This is a genomic window from Herbaspirillum sp. Her4 (assembly GCF_057961335.1).
This window is the reverse complement of the sequence record NZ_CM176330.1, coordinates 4,432,778-4,450,189: the sequence shown is the minus strand read 5'-3', so window position 1 is coordinate 4,450,189 and position 17,412 is coordinate 4,432,778. Positions and strand designations below refer to the sequence as shown.

13 protein-coding genes and 3 pseudogenes are annotated in these 17,412 nt (G+C 52.3%); 13 read left to right on the top strand and 3 right to left on the bottom strand.

Translation table 11 applies throughout. From position 1 onward, the window contains the following. The first annotated feature begins 5 nt into the window (after nucleotides 1-5). The 6 genes from ACWFUC_RS20155 to ACWFUC_RS20130 all read left to right on the top strand — a co-directional run bounded on the left by ACWFUC_RS20155 (nucleotide 6) and on the right by ACWFUC_RS20130 (nucleotide 9,058). Nucleotides 6-1,241, top strand: a complete 1,236-nt coding sequence (locus ACWFUC_RS20155; protein ID WP_489637303.1) for a DUF3987 domain-containing protein — start codon at nucleotides 6-8, stop codon at nucleotides 1,239-1,241. 432 nt (nucleotides 1,242-1,673) lie between these two features. After that, nucleotides 1,674-2,843, top strand: coding sequence for a YagK/YfjJ domain-containing protein (locus ACWFUC_RS20150; protein WP_489637302.1), 1,170 nt, complete (start codon nucleotides 1,674-1,676; stop codon nucleotides 2,841-2,843). Nucleotides 2,844-3,556: 713 nt separating this feature from the next. Next, the gene (locus ACWFUC_RS20145) at nucleotides 3,557-4,636 is read left to right on the top strand and encodes a hypothetical protein (protein ID WP_489637301.1); all 1,080 of its coding nucleotides are present in this window, start codon (nucleotides 3,557-3,559) and stop codon (nucleotides 4,634-4,636) included. Then, a complete protein-coding gene (locus ACWFUC_RS20140; RefSeq protein ID WP_489637300.1) occupies nucleotides 4,633-5,175 on the top strand; it encodes a hypothetical protein in 543 nt (180 codons plus the stop codon). Before ACWFUC_RS20145 ends, ACWFUC_RS20140 begins: the two co-directional genes overlap by 4 nt. Nucleotides 5,176-5,185: 10 nt before the next feature. Continuing rightward, the gene (locus ACWFUC_RS20135; protein WP_489637299.1) at nucleotides 5,186-5,626 is read left to right on the top strand and encodes a hypothetical protein; all 441 of its coding nucleotides are present in this window, start codon (nucleotides 5,186-5,188) and stop codon (nucleotides 5,624-5,626) included. A gap of 3 nt (nucleotides 5,627-5,629) precedes the next feature. Beyond that, the gene (locus tag ACWFUC_RS20130; protein ID WP_489637298.1) at nucleotides 5,630-9,058 is read left to right on the top strand and encodes a DEAD/DEAH box helicase; all 3,429 of its coding nucleotides are present in this window, start codon (nucleotides 5,630-5,632) and stop codon (nucleotides 9,056-9,058) included. Between the two features lie 264 nt (nucleotides 9,059-9,322). Here the strand turns inward: ACWFUC_RS20130 and ACWFUC_RS20125 are convergent. Continuing rightward, nucleotides 9,323-10,159, bottom strand: a pseudogene (locus ACWFUC_RS20125) (IS3 family transposase); the annotation flags it as partial. Nucleotides 10,160-10,229: 70 nt separating this feature from the next. Here ACWFUC_RS20125 and ACWFUC_RS20120 point away from each other — a divergent pair. Next, nucleotides 10,230-11,456, top strand: a complete 1,227-nt coding sequence (locus ACWFUC_RS20120) for an IS256 family transposase (protein ID WP_489637297.1) — start codon at nucleotides 10,230-10,232, stop codon at nucleotides 11,454-11,456. Between the two features lie 58 nt (nucleotides 11,457-11,514). Here the strand turns inward: ACWFUC_RS20120 and ACWFUC_RS20115 are convergent. Then, nucleotides 11,515-11,637 (bottom strand): annotated as a pseudogene (locus ACWFUC_RS20115) (IS3 family transposase); the annotation flags it as partial. 261 nt (nucleotides 11,638-11,898) lie between these two features. Here ACWFUC_RS20115 and ACWFUC_RS20110 point away from each other — a divergent pair. Further along, complete coding sequence (locus ACWFUC_RS20110; protein WP_489637296.1) at nucleotides 11,899-12,297, top strand: hypothetical protein; 399 nt, start codon at nucleotides 11,899-11,901, stop codon at nucleotides 12,295-12,297. 195 nt (nucleotides 12,298-12,492) lie between these two features. Here ACWFUC_RS20110 and ACWFUC_RS20105 read toward each other — a convergent pair. Next, nucleotides 12,493-12,835, bottom strand: a pseudogene (locus ACWFUC_RS20105) (recombination directionality factor); the annotation flags it as partial. A gap of 149 nt (nucleotides 12,836-12,984) precedes the next feature. Here ACWFUC_RS20105 and ACWFUC_RS20100 point away from each other — a divergent pair. The 5 genes from ACWFUC_RS20100 to ACWFUC_RS20080 all read left to right on the top strand — a co-directional run bounded on the left by ACWFUC_RS20100 (nucleotide 12,985) and on the right by ACWFUC_RS20080 (nucleotide 17,301). Next, nucleotides 12,985-13,575: a hypothetical protein gene (locus tag ACWFUC_RS20100; RefSeq protein ID WP_489637295.1), complete on the top strand. Its 591-nt coding sequence runs from the start codon at nucleotides 12,985-12,987 to the stop codon at nucleotides 13,573-13,575. Then, nucleotides 13,572-14,675: a helix-turn-helix domain-containing protein gene (locus ACWFUC_RS20095; protein WP_489637294.1), complete on the top strand. Its 1,104-nt coding sequence runs from the start codon at nucleotides 13,572-13,574 to the stop codon at nucleotides 14,673-14,675. The genes ACWFUC_RS20100 and ACWFUC_RS20095 overlap by 4 nt, the downstream gene beginning before the upstream one ends. A 287-nt stretch (nucleotides 14,676-14,962) precedes the next feature. Continuing rightward, nucleotides 14,963-16,114: an AAA family ATPase gene (locus ACWFUC_RS20090; protein ID WP_489637293.1), complete on the top strand. Its 1,152-nt coding sequence runs from the start codon at nucleotides 14,963-14,965 to the stop codon at nucleotides 16,112-16,114. Beyond that, a complete protein-coding gene (locus ACWFUC_RS20085; RefSeq protein ID WP_489637292.1) occupies nucleotides 16,114-16,776 on the top strand; it encodes a DUF3226 domain-containing protein in 663 nt (220 codons plus the stop codon). Before ACWFUC_RS20090 ends, ACWFUC_RS20085 begins: the two co-directional genes overlap by 1 nt. Before the next feature lie 321 nt (nucleotides 16,777-17,097). Continuing rightward, the gene (locus ACWFUC_RS20080) at nucleotides 17,098-17,301 is read left to right on the top strand and encodes a hypothetical protein (RefSeq protein WP_489637291.1); all 204 of its coding nucleotides are present in this window, start codon (nucleotides 17,098-17,100) and stop codon (nucleotides 17,299-17,301) included. Nucleotides 17,302-17,412: the final 111 nt, after the last annotated feature.

The window sequence follows — 17,412 nt, the reverse complement described above, 5'->3', positions numbered from 1 at the left end:
GTGTCATGCTTAATGATCTCCCTCCTGACGTCCCTCTTGACGCCATTCCCCCTGCGGCAGGTGATGTCGCTCTTGCTTTGGCTCGAGGTGGCGCTTCACCAGATATGACAGCTCTCATTGCAAATGTTGCTGTCCCGGGTTTGTCCCATGCTGTTGCCACTACTCGGTGGCCCAATGGTCAACCTATAGGGCTTAGCCTCAGTGGGAAGCTGTTGGCTCCTTCTAGTTCAGGTAAGTCTTTGCTGCAGAAGCATTTTTTGGGCTTCGCGCAACGTTACATTGCCGAAAAATACGCAGAGGAGCTCAGTACGTTTTTTATGTCCGATGTTGATCGGAAGTCATTTTTTGAGGCACTCAGCGACTTGCCCGTTTCGATGCTGGTATGCGATGAGGGTGATCAGTTGCAAGATTTGTTACGACATCCAGGCTCACTGGCGAAATTGATCAGCGGAGAAACAATCCGTTATGCGCGGACGTCGACAGGGCGCTTGGAAATTCCGTCTCCTGAGGTCGTTCTGCTTGCCAGTGAGCAACCTGAGATCTTTGAATTACACCGCCATCAATGGATTGGGGGCGTCGGCTTGGGAAATCGCTTTCTCTGGGCCTTCTCGGACGGTCCAACACCTGGCACACCTATGCACGACATATGGATTCCGCCATCGGTGGAAGAGCGCTTCAATCGAAGAGTTGAGGCCAGTATTGACCATACGGTAGATGCGTTGCGTTCTGGCAAACGGCCTGAAATGGTGCTCACGGATAAGGCCGCAAAACATCTTGCGGGCCTGAGCTATAAGTATCAACAGAGCAATACCTCAACGGTTCTTGGATATATCCGGCGTCATCCAGAACGGACTCTACGGCTCGCCGGCGCATATGTTGCATTTGAGAAGGGGCCGGGCGCAGATATCTCTTGCGAGATGATCGAACGTGCGGAGGCTGTTGATGACTATTCGATCTGGTCATTCACACAAATTGCCAACCCACGCCCCAAGCCGACACAAGTTGAAATCGATGCACAGATTTTGGAACGTGCGCTTATTCTTGGTTATCGAGATACGAGCTGCTGGAGATTCCCTCACGCTCAGTTGCGTACGTATGCCATTAATCTGGGGCTGACTGCGGGACGCTTTGGAAAGGCGTTGGCTCATTTGGCAGTTAATGACGTGCTTACTGTGACTATCCGCCGCAAGGCCACTTGGGTTGAAATGAATCTCCGAAATCCTAGGCTGCGCTTCGACTAACAATTCCCGCTCCTGCGAACCAGGGCGTCCCGGCATGCCGCCGGGCACCCCGTGACCTCAAATTGCCATAGTGGAGAGTTTGGGTACAAATCTTTGTACGGTAAGCCTTTGCGATCGATTTTATGGCATAGCCGTTTTTTGGTCGGGAGACCTTGGTTTGCGTGAGCAACTTTTTGAAAGGCGGTGGTTGATGCTGTTGGGAAAGTGTTCACTAAACGCGGCGTAACTTGATAGTGCGTACCGAATTCGAAAAACCCCGGTTTTCGGGAGGTTTGAGCAGCCCATTTCCAGGGAAATGGCTCATTAAAAAAACTATCGAATTATGGATTTTAATAAGATTAAATAGATAAATATATAAGGAGTATGAGCTCGTACCGATAGAGCAAGAGCTTCTCATAAATACGAGCTGATGCTCCTGATGAAGGAGCATAGATGACTGACTTGTTTGCAGTGGATCCCTACTACGTGTTCGATGAACGGGAGTCCCTCAATTTTGAGATCAATGGTGTGGTGGCCGAGTCTGGCCCCCATAGTGTGTTAAGCGATAGCTTGATTGCGATTCCGGACCTCGCCAAATTCATGCAGTTGGTTCTGGACACGAAGGAGGTTGCATTCGTCTTCCAGCAGATTCGAGGGCGACGCTACATGGAAAGGAAGTTGCCTCTGGCACATTACTTCCCTCAGTTCTATCGCGTTCCATATCTCTACTCATTGGGGCTGGAATACAGTCCTGAGATCCAGTTGCTGGTGGATCATTTCAATGAGCATCGTATCAGCGAGTGTCTTTTCAACAGTCCGTCTCACTCTGTGTATGACGACAAGAAGGAGGGGGATGTTTTTAATGAATTCATCGAGTTTTTGCGCATCAAGGCAAAGGAGAACGATACTAAGAAGAGACTGAGGGACTGGCATAGAAACCCGGTAAAGCAGGCTCAAAGGGCTCGCCGCTATACCAATTCGCTGCTGAGGAAGTTTGCCAAGCTTTTGGTGATTCGGGTAGATCTTTACTTCCGGGAAACTAGTCTGGAGGATCAAAAGGCTAGGGAAGCGGCCGTTGTCAGGTTAGACCGCGCTGCGTCGATTGAGCGTGGGGACTGGATGGGGCGCGAAGATGCCGCTCAAGATGCAGAAGCAGATCAGTTCGCCCGAGTAAGTATTCAGAGAGCGGTTGCAGATCAAAAAAAATTCATCCAAAAAATGAAGGGTAACGCGACCTTCAAGGCGAAGGTCGGACAAATCCGGAAGACCGAATGGTCGTCTTGGGGCGGCTACCATTTCCACTGGGTATTTTTCTACGACGGTTCGAAGGTCGACAACGATTACCTGATTGCCAAGCGTATTGGTGAGCATTGGGAAAAGGTGACAGAAGGGCGTGGTTTCTTTCACAATTGCAATCAATCCCCTTCGCGGTACAAGAACCGTGGCATTGGTATGGTGGAATATCACGACAAAGAAAAGGGCGAATATTTGCACAATGCTATCGCGTACTTAGCAAAAAAAGATCAGCTTGTGAGAGCGAAAGAGCCTGGTGGTCGCAATTTTCAAACTGGCAATTTGGAAGAGCCGTCAGGTCTTGGACGTCCGCGTAAAAAACGTAAATAGTAGTGAAAAGGCAGGTGACGTGTAATGCGCCATCTGCCTTTTCCAGATTTGATCGCGATATAGTGAATATTCGCATCAAAACTTCCACCGATTTGCATCGCAACCTTGTCATCTGATCGCATGACAAACAGGTCGTTTCGGCTGGCTCTTCGCGCGATTCATATCCCAGTTTTTCAAGTCTAGGAACATCTGTTTCAGGGTTCTTCTTTTCTTCCGTGATTTGACTGCCTCCGCGCTCAGCCAGGCGGAAAGTCTAACCGCCGCCACGACATTCGGCGAGATGACCGGCAAGTAGCTGGCGGGCGCCCGGATGGCCGACAGCACCAAGGCGATGCGCAAGTGGCGCAAGGGAAAGTTTTTGGCACATGTAAGTTTCTAGCTAAAAACGACGAGCCTCATGAAGTTACTGAACTTTTCTTGCCTCCAGTAGAGGACGTATAGGGTTGACGGTCGACTTGAATTACAGGGTATTCAATGAGAGATTTCGACAGGGTTAAGTGGGTACTCAACCCCGCTTCACTTTAGTCATCTACGCAATTGCGCTTTTTTGGCCGCCTCTGGCAGGCTCTGTCGGCTGCGTATCGTCCGTAGATTTTGAGAAGATCTAGGGGCTAAATAAATCGTTACACTTCTCTGGTAATCAGGAATTATATGTTGCAAGTAATCAACTGATTTATTAGAATTTTTTTACTAAATTCACAACATGAATTCTCGTGATTCATATCAAAAAAACGATAAAGTTGCTGCTGCCTTTTCGGCGTTACAGACTGAAGGTGTCGCATCGTCTATTAGATAGTCTGGGTGGCGTATCTCGCTTCCTTATGCGCGCGCTAGATAAGCAACTGTCATCTGAGCAGCTTGCGGAGGTGACTGGTTTGTCGCCGCAAATATTGCTGCAACAGTTGCGTTTCCTTGAACAGCATGGCTTTGTGGCCATCACCGGAGAAGGCGAGGCACCCACGTTGGCAGAACGCGGAGCGCGTATGGTTGAGGTGGAGAACATGCTGTGCGGTTTCGATCCGGAGGTGTGGCTCGATTCGTTCACGCTACGCCGTAAGGATATCCATCTGCTGCTCACATCCGAACCCGAGTTGTTGCTGCACATGCCCGACAAAGCCGACTTCGACGATGCCTCCATTCTGACGTTGCCTGAAAGAAAGTACAGTTATCGGCATTTCGATGAAGCGGGTCGGCTGCGCAGGCTGATGGAGCGGGACGTACTCGGTGCCGTCCTCGAATATCACTGGCCCGAGGCTGCCGCGCTGATTGGCGAAGAGATGGAGCATTGGGAATATACCCTGCAAGGCCAAGGGGATGATGGCTCAAGGCGATATCTGCCAGTCGCGTATGCACCGGACGAGTTCCGTCTGCGACCGCACGGCGGCAACGCCGATGAGCGTGTATCGCTGCCGCCGCTGTTGCTACCAGTGCTGGGATTAACTCACCGCTATACTCGTGCCGAGGGCTTTCCGTGGGAGGTGCCGGTGCCGCCAGCGACTACACTATATCTGGAGAGGCTGAGTCACGAGACGCTGCAGAGATTTGTGCCTGCTGCCCCAGAAAATGCCATGGATAGTGTGGCCATGCCCGTTTCTGCCTGCGTGAACGGCCCCTTGCCCGAGCAGTTGCAGGGAGTGGTTGTGCCACCTGGGCTGTCGGCGGTGCTTAGCGTTAGCTTGCACCATACCTTGTGTCATATGGACCACCTCGAACTTAGCCGGCAGATGCAGAAGTATCACGACATTCGTCTGTTCTCGTCCAACTATCGCCATAATGAAACGGAACCTGCATGATCGCCGTCGATATCTTTGCCGACATTTACGGACTGGACGACACGCAACGCGAGCGCAGTCACCGCGTCGCGGGCGCGTCGAAGTCACTGTTCATGATGGCACGTTCAGGGGCGTCAGCCGCTAGTCCGATGATTTTTGTTGATGCTGCCTTGGCCACGTTGGACGCTGTGGGTGCCTACGCACGTTATTGCCAAGCCAAAGAGGTTACCGCACAACTGAATGCGGAAGCCGACAAGCTAGGTGCTTTGCTGGGGGAGTTGCACAAACAACTGAAGATGAAGGCGACTGTGGCCGAAGTGCAGTTCACCCAGGCATTGCACTCACTACGCCTTCGCTTGCAGCAGCAGACGCTTGAAATTGAACTGAGCCAAGAACGCTTCAGCAGCTTCTCCCTCCAGATCAAGTTATTGGGGCAGGCCATCGCCAAGCAACGGCTCAACGCCGCGCCTAATTGCTTGCCATTGTTGCAGCTTGAAGCCGCCTATTATCAACTGGTTGACGCGCAGTTGCAGACCGCGCTGGACCTGATCAAGGAGTGAGGAATTGTTCATGAAAAAACCTACGCCCAAAAATACTCCGCGAACCAAGGACGGAGATGGAAAGATCCCGGCTCAGACGCTAAGCAAGATACTCGACGTCGGCAAGGTCGCCTTGACAACTGGCGACAGCATTGTGGGGTTGTTCAAAGAAAAGGAGCACACCAAGCAGGTATTGGCCGAAGCGGCTGCCAGAGTCGCGGAAGCGCAGGAGGTCACTAAACAGACAGTTGTGAATGCCAGCATCCAGATCACTGACATCCATCGCTCGCATCACGAAAACGTCATGAGGCACGAACAGGAGATGGCGAAGCTGCAGGGGCAGCGGGAAGACGCCCGTGTACGCAATCGCGCTAGCGAGCGCCTGCTCGACAAGCTTTTGGACGAACCGGGCAACAAGGAAATACTGGCCGAAGAGTACCGCGCAACGATTACTAGCGACAAGAAGCCCTGATCTATGGTGCCGTTTTTTATTGCCGGTGCGGTCGTGCTGGGGGCTACCGCGCTGGCATGGCTGCTTGACGAGGAAACCAAAGAAGAACGCAGCCTGCATGATGGCTTGCGCCGTCGCAATGCCGATTTGCGCAGCCAGTTATATTCCGAGCCGGGCGAGAGCGCAAAGGCGCTAGCGGTGCGCCGCAGGCAAGCTGCGTTGACGCTGGCGACGAACCAGCGCGCATACTGCGACGGCTACCGGCGCAGACTGGAGGAACCAGCGCAGGAATTTCGCGCGCTGGCCGCCGCGCTGCAGGCAGATTTGGCCGACAGCTCGATAAGTCCTTTCCGCCGCAACTCGCTGCGCCTGCTGCAGGCGCGCCTTGAAGATACGCGCAACCGACTCGAAGCCTACCAACGTTATTGCGACTGGTATGGCGAACAGATGGACCGGATGCTGGCCCGCGACCGCTACGACAGCATCTTGTCGTTTCCCGATCCGCAGTCGCGCTTGCCGGAAAACTGGTACTACAACGGCAAAGTCGCACTGGCATCCGTGGCCGAGCTGACCGGCATGCTCAACAGCTACGGACAGAGCTTGAAGCTCCAGACGGAGCAGGTCGGCGAACAGCAATACAGCGACGCCAGGCAGCGCGCACTGATGCTGCAGTATCCGGATCAGGAAGCAATACCGGTGCAGATGAAAGGAGGGAAGAATCCTCGTTACTTCAAGGGCTGCATATTGCGCGGCGCGCTGCATGTCGAGCACATCCTTGAGAAACTTCCGTGCAGCGCTTTTGTGGAACGTACTGTCTCCGGCAAGAACGGCGACGGCTATATCGTGCGTTGCTACCCCAGCTTCTATCCTGTCGATAAGCAGCAAAGCCTGAGCGGCGGCATCATCGCTTTCCTGCCGCGCGCGGAGGCCAGTTTCCCCGGCAAGCGCTACAACGCGGGCGCGCGGTTGCAGGTGTATCCGCATTATTTTGATCTGTTGCTGAGCACCGACGCAGTGACTGTAACCGAGCAGGTGGAGTCGCTGGAGCTAGGTGGCGGCAGCGCCGCCCCGGTGTTCCTGCATGTGGATGGCGCCGAGCATGACCTGCATCCCTTGCTACAGGAGCCCGATGCGGTCTGGCAACTGCGGGCCTACATGGATGCCGCATGTGGGGGATTGGTTACCCTGCAGTTCGGTGCGTGGCAGATTGCTGCCGAGGTTTGTGAAAAGGACAACCAGCTGCGGGTGACAGGCCTGAACCGCACTGGCGTTGACAGTGTGCGGCTGGATCAGTTGCCTTTTTCGATACGGCTGATCAGCGCCGATCTGAAGGACAGTGTGTTTTGCGATGGACTGCAGTTCCACAAGTTCCTGCAGTTCTGTCGGCAGCAGTCGTTGTTTAGAGGAGACGAAGCAGCAAGGAAGGCCTCCGGAAAATTTTTCGAGCGCTGGAACAAAGTCACGGAATTTCTGATTGACGAGGAAGGCTACCGCAGCTTTTCCCTGTCGCCGCAGGCGGAGCCGGCAGAATCTGAATGGGACTGTGCGTGTCCGGTCCACCTGCACGACATATTGCAGGATTTGATCGACGATACACAATCGCTACCCCGCTTGTATCTTGAAGAGTGCTACGCGAACCGCAGCGGAGAACGTCGGTGGCTGCAAATTGGCGAGGTGGAGGGCTTGCCGGAAACGCTAGGTGGGGGCGTGTTCCGTCTGTCGCATAAAGGCATCATGCGGCCGACGCCAGAGCAAGGTTATCAGTCGGTGGCGCCGGCCCAAGTCCGGCTACGCTTCCCGAACGGCGGCGACCTCGCTAATCTGGGGCGGCAGAAGCGAGCGTTGCAGGGATTCATGGGCGGACGGTTGTTGAACCGGACCTTACAGCAATTGTTGCTGATGCCGCAGCGTTACGTCCCGGAACCCGACCCTTACTGGACCGCGCGCATTGCCGAAGGCTTGCAATGGCAAAATTCCAACTGGGCCGACCCGGCCAAGGCGACGACCGCCAAGCGGGTGGTGGAACAGGCGTTGGCCGAAAGTAATCTATATTTGATCCAGGGGCCGCCGGGAACCGGCAAGACGACCTGTATCGTCGAGTTGCTGCACCAGATATTTGAGGCCCATCCCGACACGCGCGTGCTGGTGGTTTCGCAGCAAAATACGGCAGTGGACAATGCGTTGCACCGATTCCTGGAGCGCTATCCAAAAGCTGTCGGCAATGTGCTCCGCATCGCCAATAAGACGGCCAGAGTGCTATCGAACCTGCAGCATGTGACAACCGAGGCTATTCTCAAAGACTATCTCGAGGACCGGCGCGAGGACGAGCGTCTCTCCCGCCTTGACATGCCTGCTCGCGCGGAATGGATACACGCATGGATAGACACTGTGTACCGTCCGCAAAACCGCGAGCCGTTCGACGCTGAGTTGAGCGAACTGTTGGTCGGCGGTTACAGGCTGGTCGGCGCAACCTGTGTTGGACTTGCGTCGCGCCGTCACGGGATGGACAGATTGACGTTTGACATCTGTATCATTGATGAGGGCGGTCGTTCGACAGTACCTGAGTTGTTGATACCTCTGATGCGGAGCCGCAAGGCGATCATAATCGGCGACCACTACCAACTGCCTCCAAGCATAGCAAGTCGGCTGCAAGAGCCTTCCGCTAAGGAACATTTACCATTCCTGGAGCAGACTTTTCTCAAAACCAGTTTCTTTGAGCATCTTTACGAGAACCTGCCGCCTCTTTGTCGAGGGCGGCTGGTCGAACAGTACCGCATGGTCGAGCCCATCGGCGATCTGGTGGCAGACTTGTTCTACAGCCACGGCGGAGAGCGCGGCCTGTTCAACGGGAAGCAGCATGACCGAGGTGAATTTCTAGATCCGGTGCATACGCTACGCTGGATTAACGTCGATGCGGGAATGCAGGAGAAAGAGAATGGTGTCGGTCCGAGTTTGTTCAACCGTGGCGAGGCGCAGACCTTGGTGGATTTTCTTTTGTCCGCGGCACGCAAGCTGAACCATCGCAAAAAACACCTTGGCAACGCTTTTCTGCGCAAAACGGTGGCTGTGATCACCCCCTATGGAGCGCAGAAACGCTTGATCAAGGACTTGCTGGCCAAGCATGCCACCATCGAACAGATGATGCAGGTGGATGTCGATACGGTCGATAGTTTTCAAGGAAGTGAAGCCGATATCGTGCTTTACTCAACCGTGCGCACTCACGGCAATATCAACTTCCTATTGGATCGACAGCGTCTCAATGTGGCTTGTTCGAGGGCGCGGGAAAATCTGGTGTTTTTCGGTGCCACAAAATTTCTGCGTGAGCGCGAGGCACGCAGCAAGAAGTTCTTGTTCAGCACGATCATGGAACGCGCAAAATACGACCATGGACCATCCACGATTTCAGACAAGCCGCAGGCACGTCATGCGCAGACAGCGCGTAAGCGCACCTAAGCTGGATGGCCAGGGTGCATACCAAATCCGCAGGCACTAAGGCTTTCTATTGGGGCGTGCGGTAAGTTTGACATCAACGCTTACGTTATCCGCTTTTGAAGTGAACCCCTCGGGCTGGACCAAGGCCCGGAGATGAAGTGAGACGCTTGTCGATCTTCTTAGGAGGAGCGACATCATGGCATCACGAGGTCCATATCGGTGGCACAGCTCGCAATTCAAGATACAAATCTGCAGCGATATCCGCAGTGAATCGCACCGGCTGCACTAGACACTTTCCAGTCTGTTGAAATACTGCTGTTCGAACTGTACCGGAGAGACGTTGCCGCTATAGGAATGGCGACGTTTGGGGTTGTAGAACATCTCGATGTGGTCGAGCACATCTGACCGTGCTACGTTACGGTCAGCATAGATACGGCGCTTAATGTGCTCACGTTTCAAGAGCTGGAAGAAGCTCTTTGCCACTGCATTGTCGTGGCAGTTGCCGCGCCGGCTCATGCTGGGCACCAGATTGTGCGACTTCAGGAATGCCTGCCAGTCATGACTGCCCTGGTCTGAGTGCACAATGACCTTCTGCTCCGGATTCCTGTGCCAAACTGCCATCAGCAAAGCATCCATTGCCAAGTTGCGGTCAATACGCGAGCCTATCGACCAGCCAATCACCTAGCGTGAGAACAGGTCGAGCACCACGGCCAAATACAGCCAACCCTTGTGAGGGCGGATATAGGTGATGTCCGTAACCCATGCCCGGTTCGGTGCCGGCACATCGAACTTCTGTTGTAGATGATTCGGGGCAATGACTGCCGGCTTGCCATAGCGCCCCGCACGACGGCGATAGCCAGTCTGGCACTTGAGGCCTTCTGTGCGCATCAGGCGATAGACCCGATGCTTGCCACAACGCTCACCCAAGTCGCGCAGATCGGCCGTAATCTTGCGATAGCCATAGACCCCGCCAGATTCAAGCCACGATTGCTTGATGAGTCCCAGGAGTCGCCGGTTCTCCTTGGTCCTCTCGGATTCCGGTTGTGCCTTCCAAGCGTAGTAGCCGCTGGGATGGACGCGCATTACGCGGCACATCGTGCGAACGGCATGCTGGGGTTCGTGAGCCGGGCCTGTACATAATTTTGTGTAAACGGACTATTGGCAGGAAACTGTCGCCTTGTCCGGAGCCACAATGAGCAAAAAGAAACACGACGTACCAGAAGAATTACTGGCTGGATTGCTAGCCAATTACAAGAATCCCGAAGATTTAATAGGTGAAGAAGGCCTGTTGAAGCATCTCACCAAGCTGGTGGTGGAGCGAGCCCTGGAAGCCGAACTGAGCGAGCACCTGGGCCATGAGAAGCACGGGAGCGTAGCCAATGAGTCGGGCAATACCCGAAACGGCAAGAGTCGCAAGACGCTCAAGGGCGAATTTGGCGAGTTGCCAATCGAAGTTCCTCGGGACCGTCATGGCAGCTTCGAACCGAAGCTGGTAACCAAGCATCAGACGCGCTGGGCCGATTTCGACGACAAGATTATTTCGCTGTATGCCCGTGGCATGACAGTAAGAGAGATTCAGGCGCACCTGGAAGAGATGTATGGAACCGAGGTGTCACCCAGCCTGATTTCATCGGTCACTGACGCCGTTGTCGATGAAGTCAAAGCCTGGCAAGCCAGGCCATTGAATCCAATTTATCCCATCGTTTATCTGGACTGTATCCATGTCAAAGTGCGTGAAGGAACGGTGCGAGTAAAAGCCGTCTACCTGGCCATCGGCATCACCATGGACGGTGAGAAGGAGGTGTTGGGACTGTGGCTAGCGCAAACGGAAGGCGCCAAGTTCTGGCTACAGGTTGTCACTGAGCTGCGTAATCGGGGTGTGCAAGATATCTTCATCGCTTGCGTTGACGGCTTGAAGGGCTTCCCGGATGCCATCGAAGCTGTGTTCCCGAAGACCACGGTGCAGCTGTGTATCGTCCACATGGTCCGGCATAGCTTGAATTACGTCTCATGGAAACGACGTCCGGAGGTGGCGGCTGACCTACGATTGATTTACCAGTCGGCAACCGCCGAAGAGGCCGAACTCCGACTCGGTGAATTCGAAGAGAAATGGGATGCAGAGTATCTGCCTATCGGCCAATCCTGGCGGCGCAACTGGCCACGTCTGATTCCGTTCTTCGACTTCCCACCAGAGATTCGAAAGGTCATCTATACGACCAATGCCATCGAGTCAGTCAACATGAGTTTGCGCAAGCTGACTAAGAACCGGGGCTCGTTCCCCAGCGATGAGGCGCTGATTAAACTCTTCTTCCTGGCCCTGCGCAACATCAGTAAAAAGTGGACGCTGCACATCCGAGATTGGAAAGCTGCACTGACTCGGTTTACTATCCAGTTCGGTGAACGTATCTCTATGAATTAAACGAAATCCCGTTTACACAAAAATTCGGACACGCCCGTATGAGGGCGAGTCAGATCGAGATCATCGGTGCGATCGATTGGACCCCAGACCACGTGGAGTAATGCTCTTCTTGTTGCTCACGCACGGCGCCCGCCGCACGGGCTCGTACCTCAGGAGAGAACTTGCTTGATTTCTTGTTCATGGCTCTATTCTCTCAAGAGCCAGAGCCTCCTAAAAATCCGAGGCGTTTCAATTCAATCCAAATTCAATGACTTGGTTGCTTCTTGGAAAAATCTGAGTTGGTTTGATGGCAGCTTTGAAGGCATTCAATAGCGTTTAATGTCACCCGAAATACTTGCGGCATTGGTGATGAAGGCTGTGAAATTCTGAGATATGATTTCTACGCAGGGGAGTCAGAAAGGCGCGAAATTGGCTCTGATACTAACTCAAATGAAAGAGCGTCATGGATCCGGTTTCAATGATTCTGGCATTAGCACTTCAACATCCAGAAGTCGCAACACGAGCGGCTAATACGTACAACACGCCCGGCCAAATAGACAGCACGAAGCTAGAGGTCAGCATCGCAGATTTCGCGATGCAAACTTTGAACTGCTATCACCGCACCGCCAGGTTTCGCGGCGTGGATGTAGCTGCTGTGCCCTGGGCAGAACAATCAAAGTTTGGCGCTCAAGCGTCGGCTGTACTGCGAATTAGCTTCACAGGACTCAGCAACCAACCTTACCAAATGATCGTCGCTGCGATGGCCAATCAAAGGAACTATCGAACCTTTGTAATTGGAGAGAACTCATTGGTGCCATACAACAAGCGGTGTCCTTTGGAAAACTGGACTTTTGCTGGCTGACAGTCAACCTGCGGTTAAACGACGGACATCTTAGAGATACAGACCAAGAATGCTGTGCAAATTCGGTGGAAAAACACAGAGGTGTTGATTTGCGAGAGCATTTGACCCAGTTTGAGTGGCAAGTGCCAAGGCCCGAGCGAGGTGGAAGATCATGGTCCGGAGTCAAGTGCTCACGAAAATAAACACCGTTGTTTCTGTACCTGAGAAAAACTCCTCCTTCACCTCAGAAAACTCCTCTTCAGACTCCTCAAAGAGCCCATTGGCCAATCCTGCCTTTGCAGCTAAGTCCAGTGCCATCTGGTCAAAGCCGGCTTCCATTCGCCGCTGATGCAGATCCCACTTGCTGAATAGCCCCTTCCAAGGCAATTCCCTCCCGGATTGTCAGAGCCACGTAGTAGATCGGCGTCCGGTGCGATTGCGCGGTGCTCTTTCCGCGCAGTCTCAGTTCAAGCGGTAAGGAGGCAAGCAGACCACCCGAGACCGCTCGGTAGTACTGCAGCCTGGCGGTCAGGGTACGGATACTGTTGTGCAGAAGCGTAAGGACGAGCAGTCTCTTTCGAAGATTGCAGAAAACTTGTTAATTAGGGGAAAAGCACTGTGTGCAAATTGGGAAAGTTGACAAACTTAAGAAAATGCACAAAAATGTAGTTGACGTTTGTCAAAATGTGCACAAAAAAGGAGCCTACGTTGATTCCTTCCCCCGCTACTTTTCATCCGCAATTAACCGTTGAGCGCTTGGCAATAATCGGGAAATTATTACTTGAAGAACTGTCTGGTATCGAATCAACGCTTACGAGTGAAGTAGATGACGGTTACACAAGAGGTTGCTCTACTTTTGGTCGACAAAAAAATCGAATCAAACTCGTAGCAAGATCGGGCAAATATGATTGGTTGACTTTGGCTAATTTGGGACATGATTTAGTTTTTAAAATTGGCGGTATTCCATGTCGTTTTAGTAATGACGATCCTGAAAAGCCTCACAAATTTGCCGTCTTAGCTGCTAATGTCCATCAAGTTTCCTTTTTTGAGGAGACGGAGGTCGGACAGCCATGTCGCTTTTGTTTCGTGATCGATCGTGGCGCATCGGAAAATGAAGATGCGCGGGTTGTTTTTCTGGGTTTTGATGAGCAAAACACGGTTCGTTGCCGTTGGGAGTCTGATCGGGTGCGCACTCTGCACGATACTGCGCCTCATATTCCATTGCCTGCAGATATTCCAAGGCCCAGTATCCTTCCGAAGAAGGAGTCTAATAATGTCGCACAATCCTTTGGGTCATGAGCATTGAATTTATCGGTTCTAATTTACGTCTAGCACGCTTATTTAATGGCCTTTCTCTTCAGGAACTAGGCGATAGCATCGGGTTATCAAAGCAATTTCTAAGTCGTCTAGAGGCGGGTGTTGGTGAAAGTCCGAGCCTAGCCTTAGAAGCAAATTTGGCGAATGAACTCGGGGTTTTCCCCGAGTTTTTTCATTTCGTTGATCCCATGCCGATCACTGATGAACAGTGCCATTTCCGTAAGCAACTGACGACAAAAGTCAGCCTTCGGCAGGTTGCAAGAGCGAAAGGCGAAATGCTTAAAAGATTGGTCGGGATTTTGGATTCGCAATTGGATCTACCTACCTATAAATTTACCGAATACGAGCCTATTGAAAATGAGGCAATCGAACTAGCGGCAGAACGGGCTCGTGTCGATTGGGGCTTGGGTTTCGGCCCCATTTCAAATATGGTTCGAGTTGCCGAGGCAGCAGGGGCCGTAGTGCTGCGACTTCATGAAATGGCTCCTGAAATTGATGCCATTTCGTTTGCAACGAGGCGTCCCGTAATCGCATTAAATGCTGCGGGAAAATCGGCTTGTCGGGAGAGATTTGGTATCGCCCACGAAATTGGACATTTGTCTTTGCATATAGGCATACAAACCGGAGATCGCTTGACAGAGCAGCAAGCCAATCGATTCGCGAGCGCTTTTTTAATGCCGCGAGCGACTTTCGTGGCAGAGTGCGCTAGAGCACATCGTGGCACCCGATTTTTGAATTGGACAGTCTTGTCTGAGGTGAAGCTGCGATGGGGGGTCTCTAAGGCAGCCATTCTCTATCGAGGACGTCAACTTGGCGTCTTTTCGGAAGAGCAGTACAAATCTGGTGTTGTTACGTTAAATCGACATGGTGAGGCACGCGGTGAAATTGAGGATTCTCAAGTTCCCTTTGAGGAGCCAGAGGTGTTACTGGAAGGGATGAGGGTTTTGGAAACTACATGCGCGATGCCGAAGGTTGCCATTGGGCGGATGATGAATGTTCGCCCACAGATTCTAGATAGGCTGCTACAAGCGTCTACGCCAAAGCAAGTGCCTCTCCCAATGAATGTTGTTAGCTTATTTTAAGGCTACTTGGCCTCGTAAAGAGTAAGGTTCCGTCCCGATCAGCTTCCGCGGTGGAGAGTCGGTGATGGAGGCATAGGCAAAATATCCCTTATATTGTTTCCTATCCACGCTTTACTCAAACAGCAATTTTGTCTGGTGTACTTTACTTTACTGGCTCGTCAATAAGCGTGTGAGCTATCGATGCTGATTGACTCTTCCCTCTAGCAATTTCATGGTCGCATCGTGGAATCCGGATGCCTACCTGATACCCCTATAATGGGGAACTCTTTAAATTGCACTTGGTTAATATGCTTAATTCACTATACATTTCGAATTTTCGGTCACTGCAAGATTTCGAGGTCCAGAATCTAGGGCGCGTCAATCTTATTGTTGGTACCAACAATTCAGGAAAGTCTACGGTTTTAGAAGCATTGAGAATCTTTGCAGGTAATGCCAACCGCCGATTGCTTGAAACATTGGCGTCTGAGCATGATGAAAAAAGCCGACTGAACGGGTCCGAGTCAGAAGAGCTGGACGCAGAATTACCGTTTGCGGCCTTCTTCACCGGACGACAGTATCCAAGTGACGAATCCTCCATGATTGTCATTGGGCAATCAAAAAATGATCCGCAAGCCTTGCGTGTTCGACATGGATTTCTTCGAGAATCAGAGGAAACAGTCGAAATCGATGGCGAAACAATCACGAGGACGGTTCGTCGACCAATTAGCAAGGATGAGGCGTTTTCCTCTACCGATGCCATAATTTCTCAAGCCTTGTTTATTTCAAAAGGCCCTCATACTTATCGTCTTCGATTTGACCTATCAGAATTTCGCATCCGAAACACATCGGCAGACCTATCGTCGATAGAGATGCCTTGCGGTACGGTTCCGACCCGCTTTGTGACCATTGATGAGCTTGCCGCCGAATGGGATCGAATTGTTTTGGGTGAATATGAAGCCACGGTACAAAAGGCCTTAAAAATAATTTCCCCTGATATAGAAAACTTGGCTTTTGTCGATGCACCTAGCGAGACACGTCGCAAGAACACTAGATACGCCAAGGTTCGTCTTAGTTCGGCGGCAAAGCCTGTCCCTCTGAGTAGCATGGGCGACGGCGTTATGCGAATTTTGCAGTTGGTGCTTAAAGCGTATTCGGCTCAGGGCGGACTACTTCTCATCGATGAATTCGAAAATGGATTGCACTACAGTGTCCAAGACAAGGTCTGGCAGATGTTATTCACAATTGCCGAAAAATTTAACATTCAAATTTTTGCTACGACTCACAGCAGAGATTGCATCGAAAGCTTCTCAAGAGTTGCCATCGATATGAAGAAAACAGAAGGAGTGTTATTCCGAATGGGGCGAAGTGTTCGCGAGGAAGACCATGGCAGGATTATTGCGACCGCCTTTGATGAAGATCAGTTGCAAAATATTACCCAGGCTGATATCGAGGTTCGTTAATGGCTGCTACTCAACGTATTCTATTGGTCGAGGGGAAATCTGACGAGGCTTTCTATGGTGAGATTTGCAAGTCAAGGGCGTTAAGCCTTGATATCAAAGTAGCTCCTCCCAGGCTCGTAGGTGGACGCTTCAATAGCAAAGAAGGCGTTTTTCAATTATTGCCAACACTGCTTAACCAATTTTATGACGGGCGTTTAGAAAGACTAGGTGTTGTCCTAGATGCAGATTATAAGGTTGAGCATGGTCTAGGTTATTTTGAGACTCTGGAGCGTATGAAGTCTATCGTCGAGCCATATGGCTTCGTGTATCAAAACCAGGCGGGGATTGCTGGCTCAATATTCCGTAGCAAAGATAACTTCCACGATATCGGTCTATGGGTAATGCCTGACAATCAGAGCGAAGGCATGTTGGAAGACTGGATTAAATCTGGAGTAATTGCAGGTGAGCAATCTTTGATGGCGGCTGCAATACAGGCGACACAATCCGTGCAGCCCAAGAAATTCAAGCCAATTCATAGCACCAAAGCGGAAGTCGCAACTTGGCTCGCTTGGCAGGACAAGCCTGGTAGAGGATTGGAGTATTGCGCGCAGGCGAATCTGCTAGATACAAGCGCTCCGCAGTTCTCCAAATTTGCGGGGTGGTTAGGGCACGTTTTTTCGTGATAAAAATCTGATATTCGAGTTGCTCGATCGCATGACAAACACGCCGTTTCGGCTGGCTCTTCGCGCGATTCGCTGAATACCGGAATGCTGTCGAGCGTGTGATAGCTCTCTCATGTAATCCCTTGTGGGGCAATGGTTCAATGCCTGTCCTCGACCTGTCCGGCTAGCCGGCCTCTGGCCGAGCATGAGCGACCTGGGCCAGGCCATCCGCCACCAGGTGCTGGGCTGGGTCGGCGTGCCCGACTGCGTCGGCATAGGTGCCACCAAGACGCTGGCCAAGCTGGCCAACCGCATCGCGAGAAGCAGCCACAATTCGCCGGCGTGTGCGACCTGTCCAGCCTGCCGCCGGCCGAGGTCGACCAATTGCTGGCAAAGATTGAACTGGGCGATGTCTGGGGCGTGGGCCGACGCATCACCGAGCAGCTCGCGCGCCTGCAGCAATTGGCTTTTGAATCTCAGACTGATCAAACCGCCTTGATGCCACTTATCGATGATTTAGAAGCCGTTGCTGAAGAGGCGAAATAGTCCGAAATCGGCCAGAAGCGGATTCCTGTAGACGATGCTAGGAGGGCGGCGCACCAGGTCCGCTATCGGCCAGAAGCGGACGCTGTCACTGGCTGAGTTTTGCCACACACT

Coding starts and splice junctions, on each gene's coding strand:
- ACWFUC_RS20095 (WP_489637294.1), top strand. CDS start 13,572: ATGAGCATTGAATTTATCGGTTCTAATTTACGTCTAGCACGCTTATTT.
- ACWFUC_RS20140 (WP_489637300.1), top strand. CDS start 4,633: ATGATCGCCGTCGATATCTTTGCCGACATTTACGGACTGGACGACACG.
- ACWFUC_RS20130 (WP_489637298.1), top strand. CDS start 5,630: ATGGTGCCGTTTTTTATTGCCGGTGCGGTCGTGCTGGGGGCTACCGCG.
- ACWFUC_RS20135 (WP_489637299.1), top strand. CDS start 5,186: ATGAAAAAACCTACGCCCAAAAATACTCCGCGAACCAAGGACGGAGAT.
- ACWFUC_RS20090 (WP_489637293.1), top strand. CDS start 14,963: ATGCTTAATTCACTATACATTTCGAATTTTCGGTCACTGCAAGATTTC.
- ACWFUC_RS20150 (WP_489637302.1), top strand. CDS start 1,674: ATGACTGACTTGTTTGCAGTGGATCCCTACTACGTGTTCGATGAACGG.
- ACWFUC_RS20110 (WP_489637296.1), top strand. CDS start 11,899: ATGGATCCGGTTTCAATGATTCTGGCATTAGCACTTCAACATCCAGAA.
- ACWFUC_RS20085 (WP_489637292.1), top strand. CDS start 16,114: ATGGCTGCTACTCAACGTATTCTATTGGTCGAGGGGAAATCTGACGAG.
- ACWFUC_RS20120 (WP_489637297.1), top strand. CDS start 10,230: ATGAGCAAAAAGAAACACGACGTACCAGAAGAATTACTGGCTGGATTG.
- ACWFUC_RS20155 (WP_489637303.1), top strand. CDS start 6: ATGCTTAATGATCTCCCTCCTGACGTCCCTCTTGACGCCATTCCCCCT.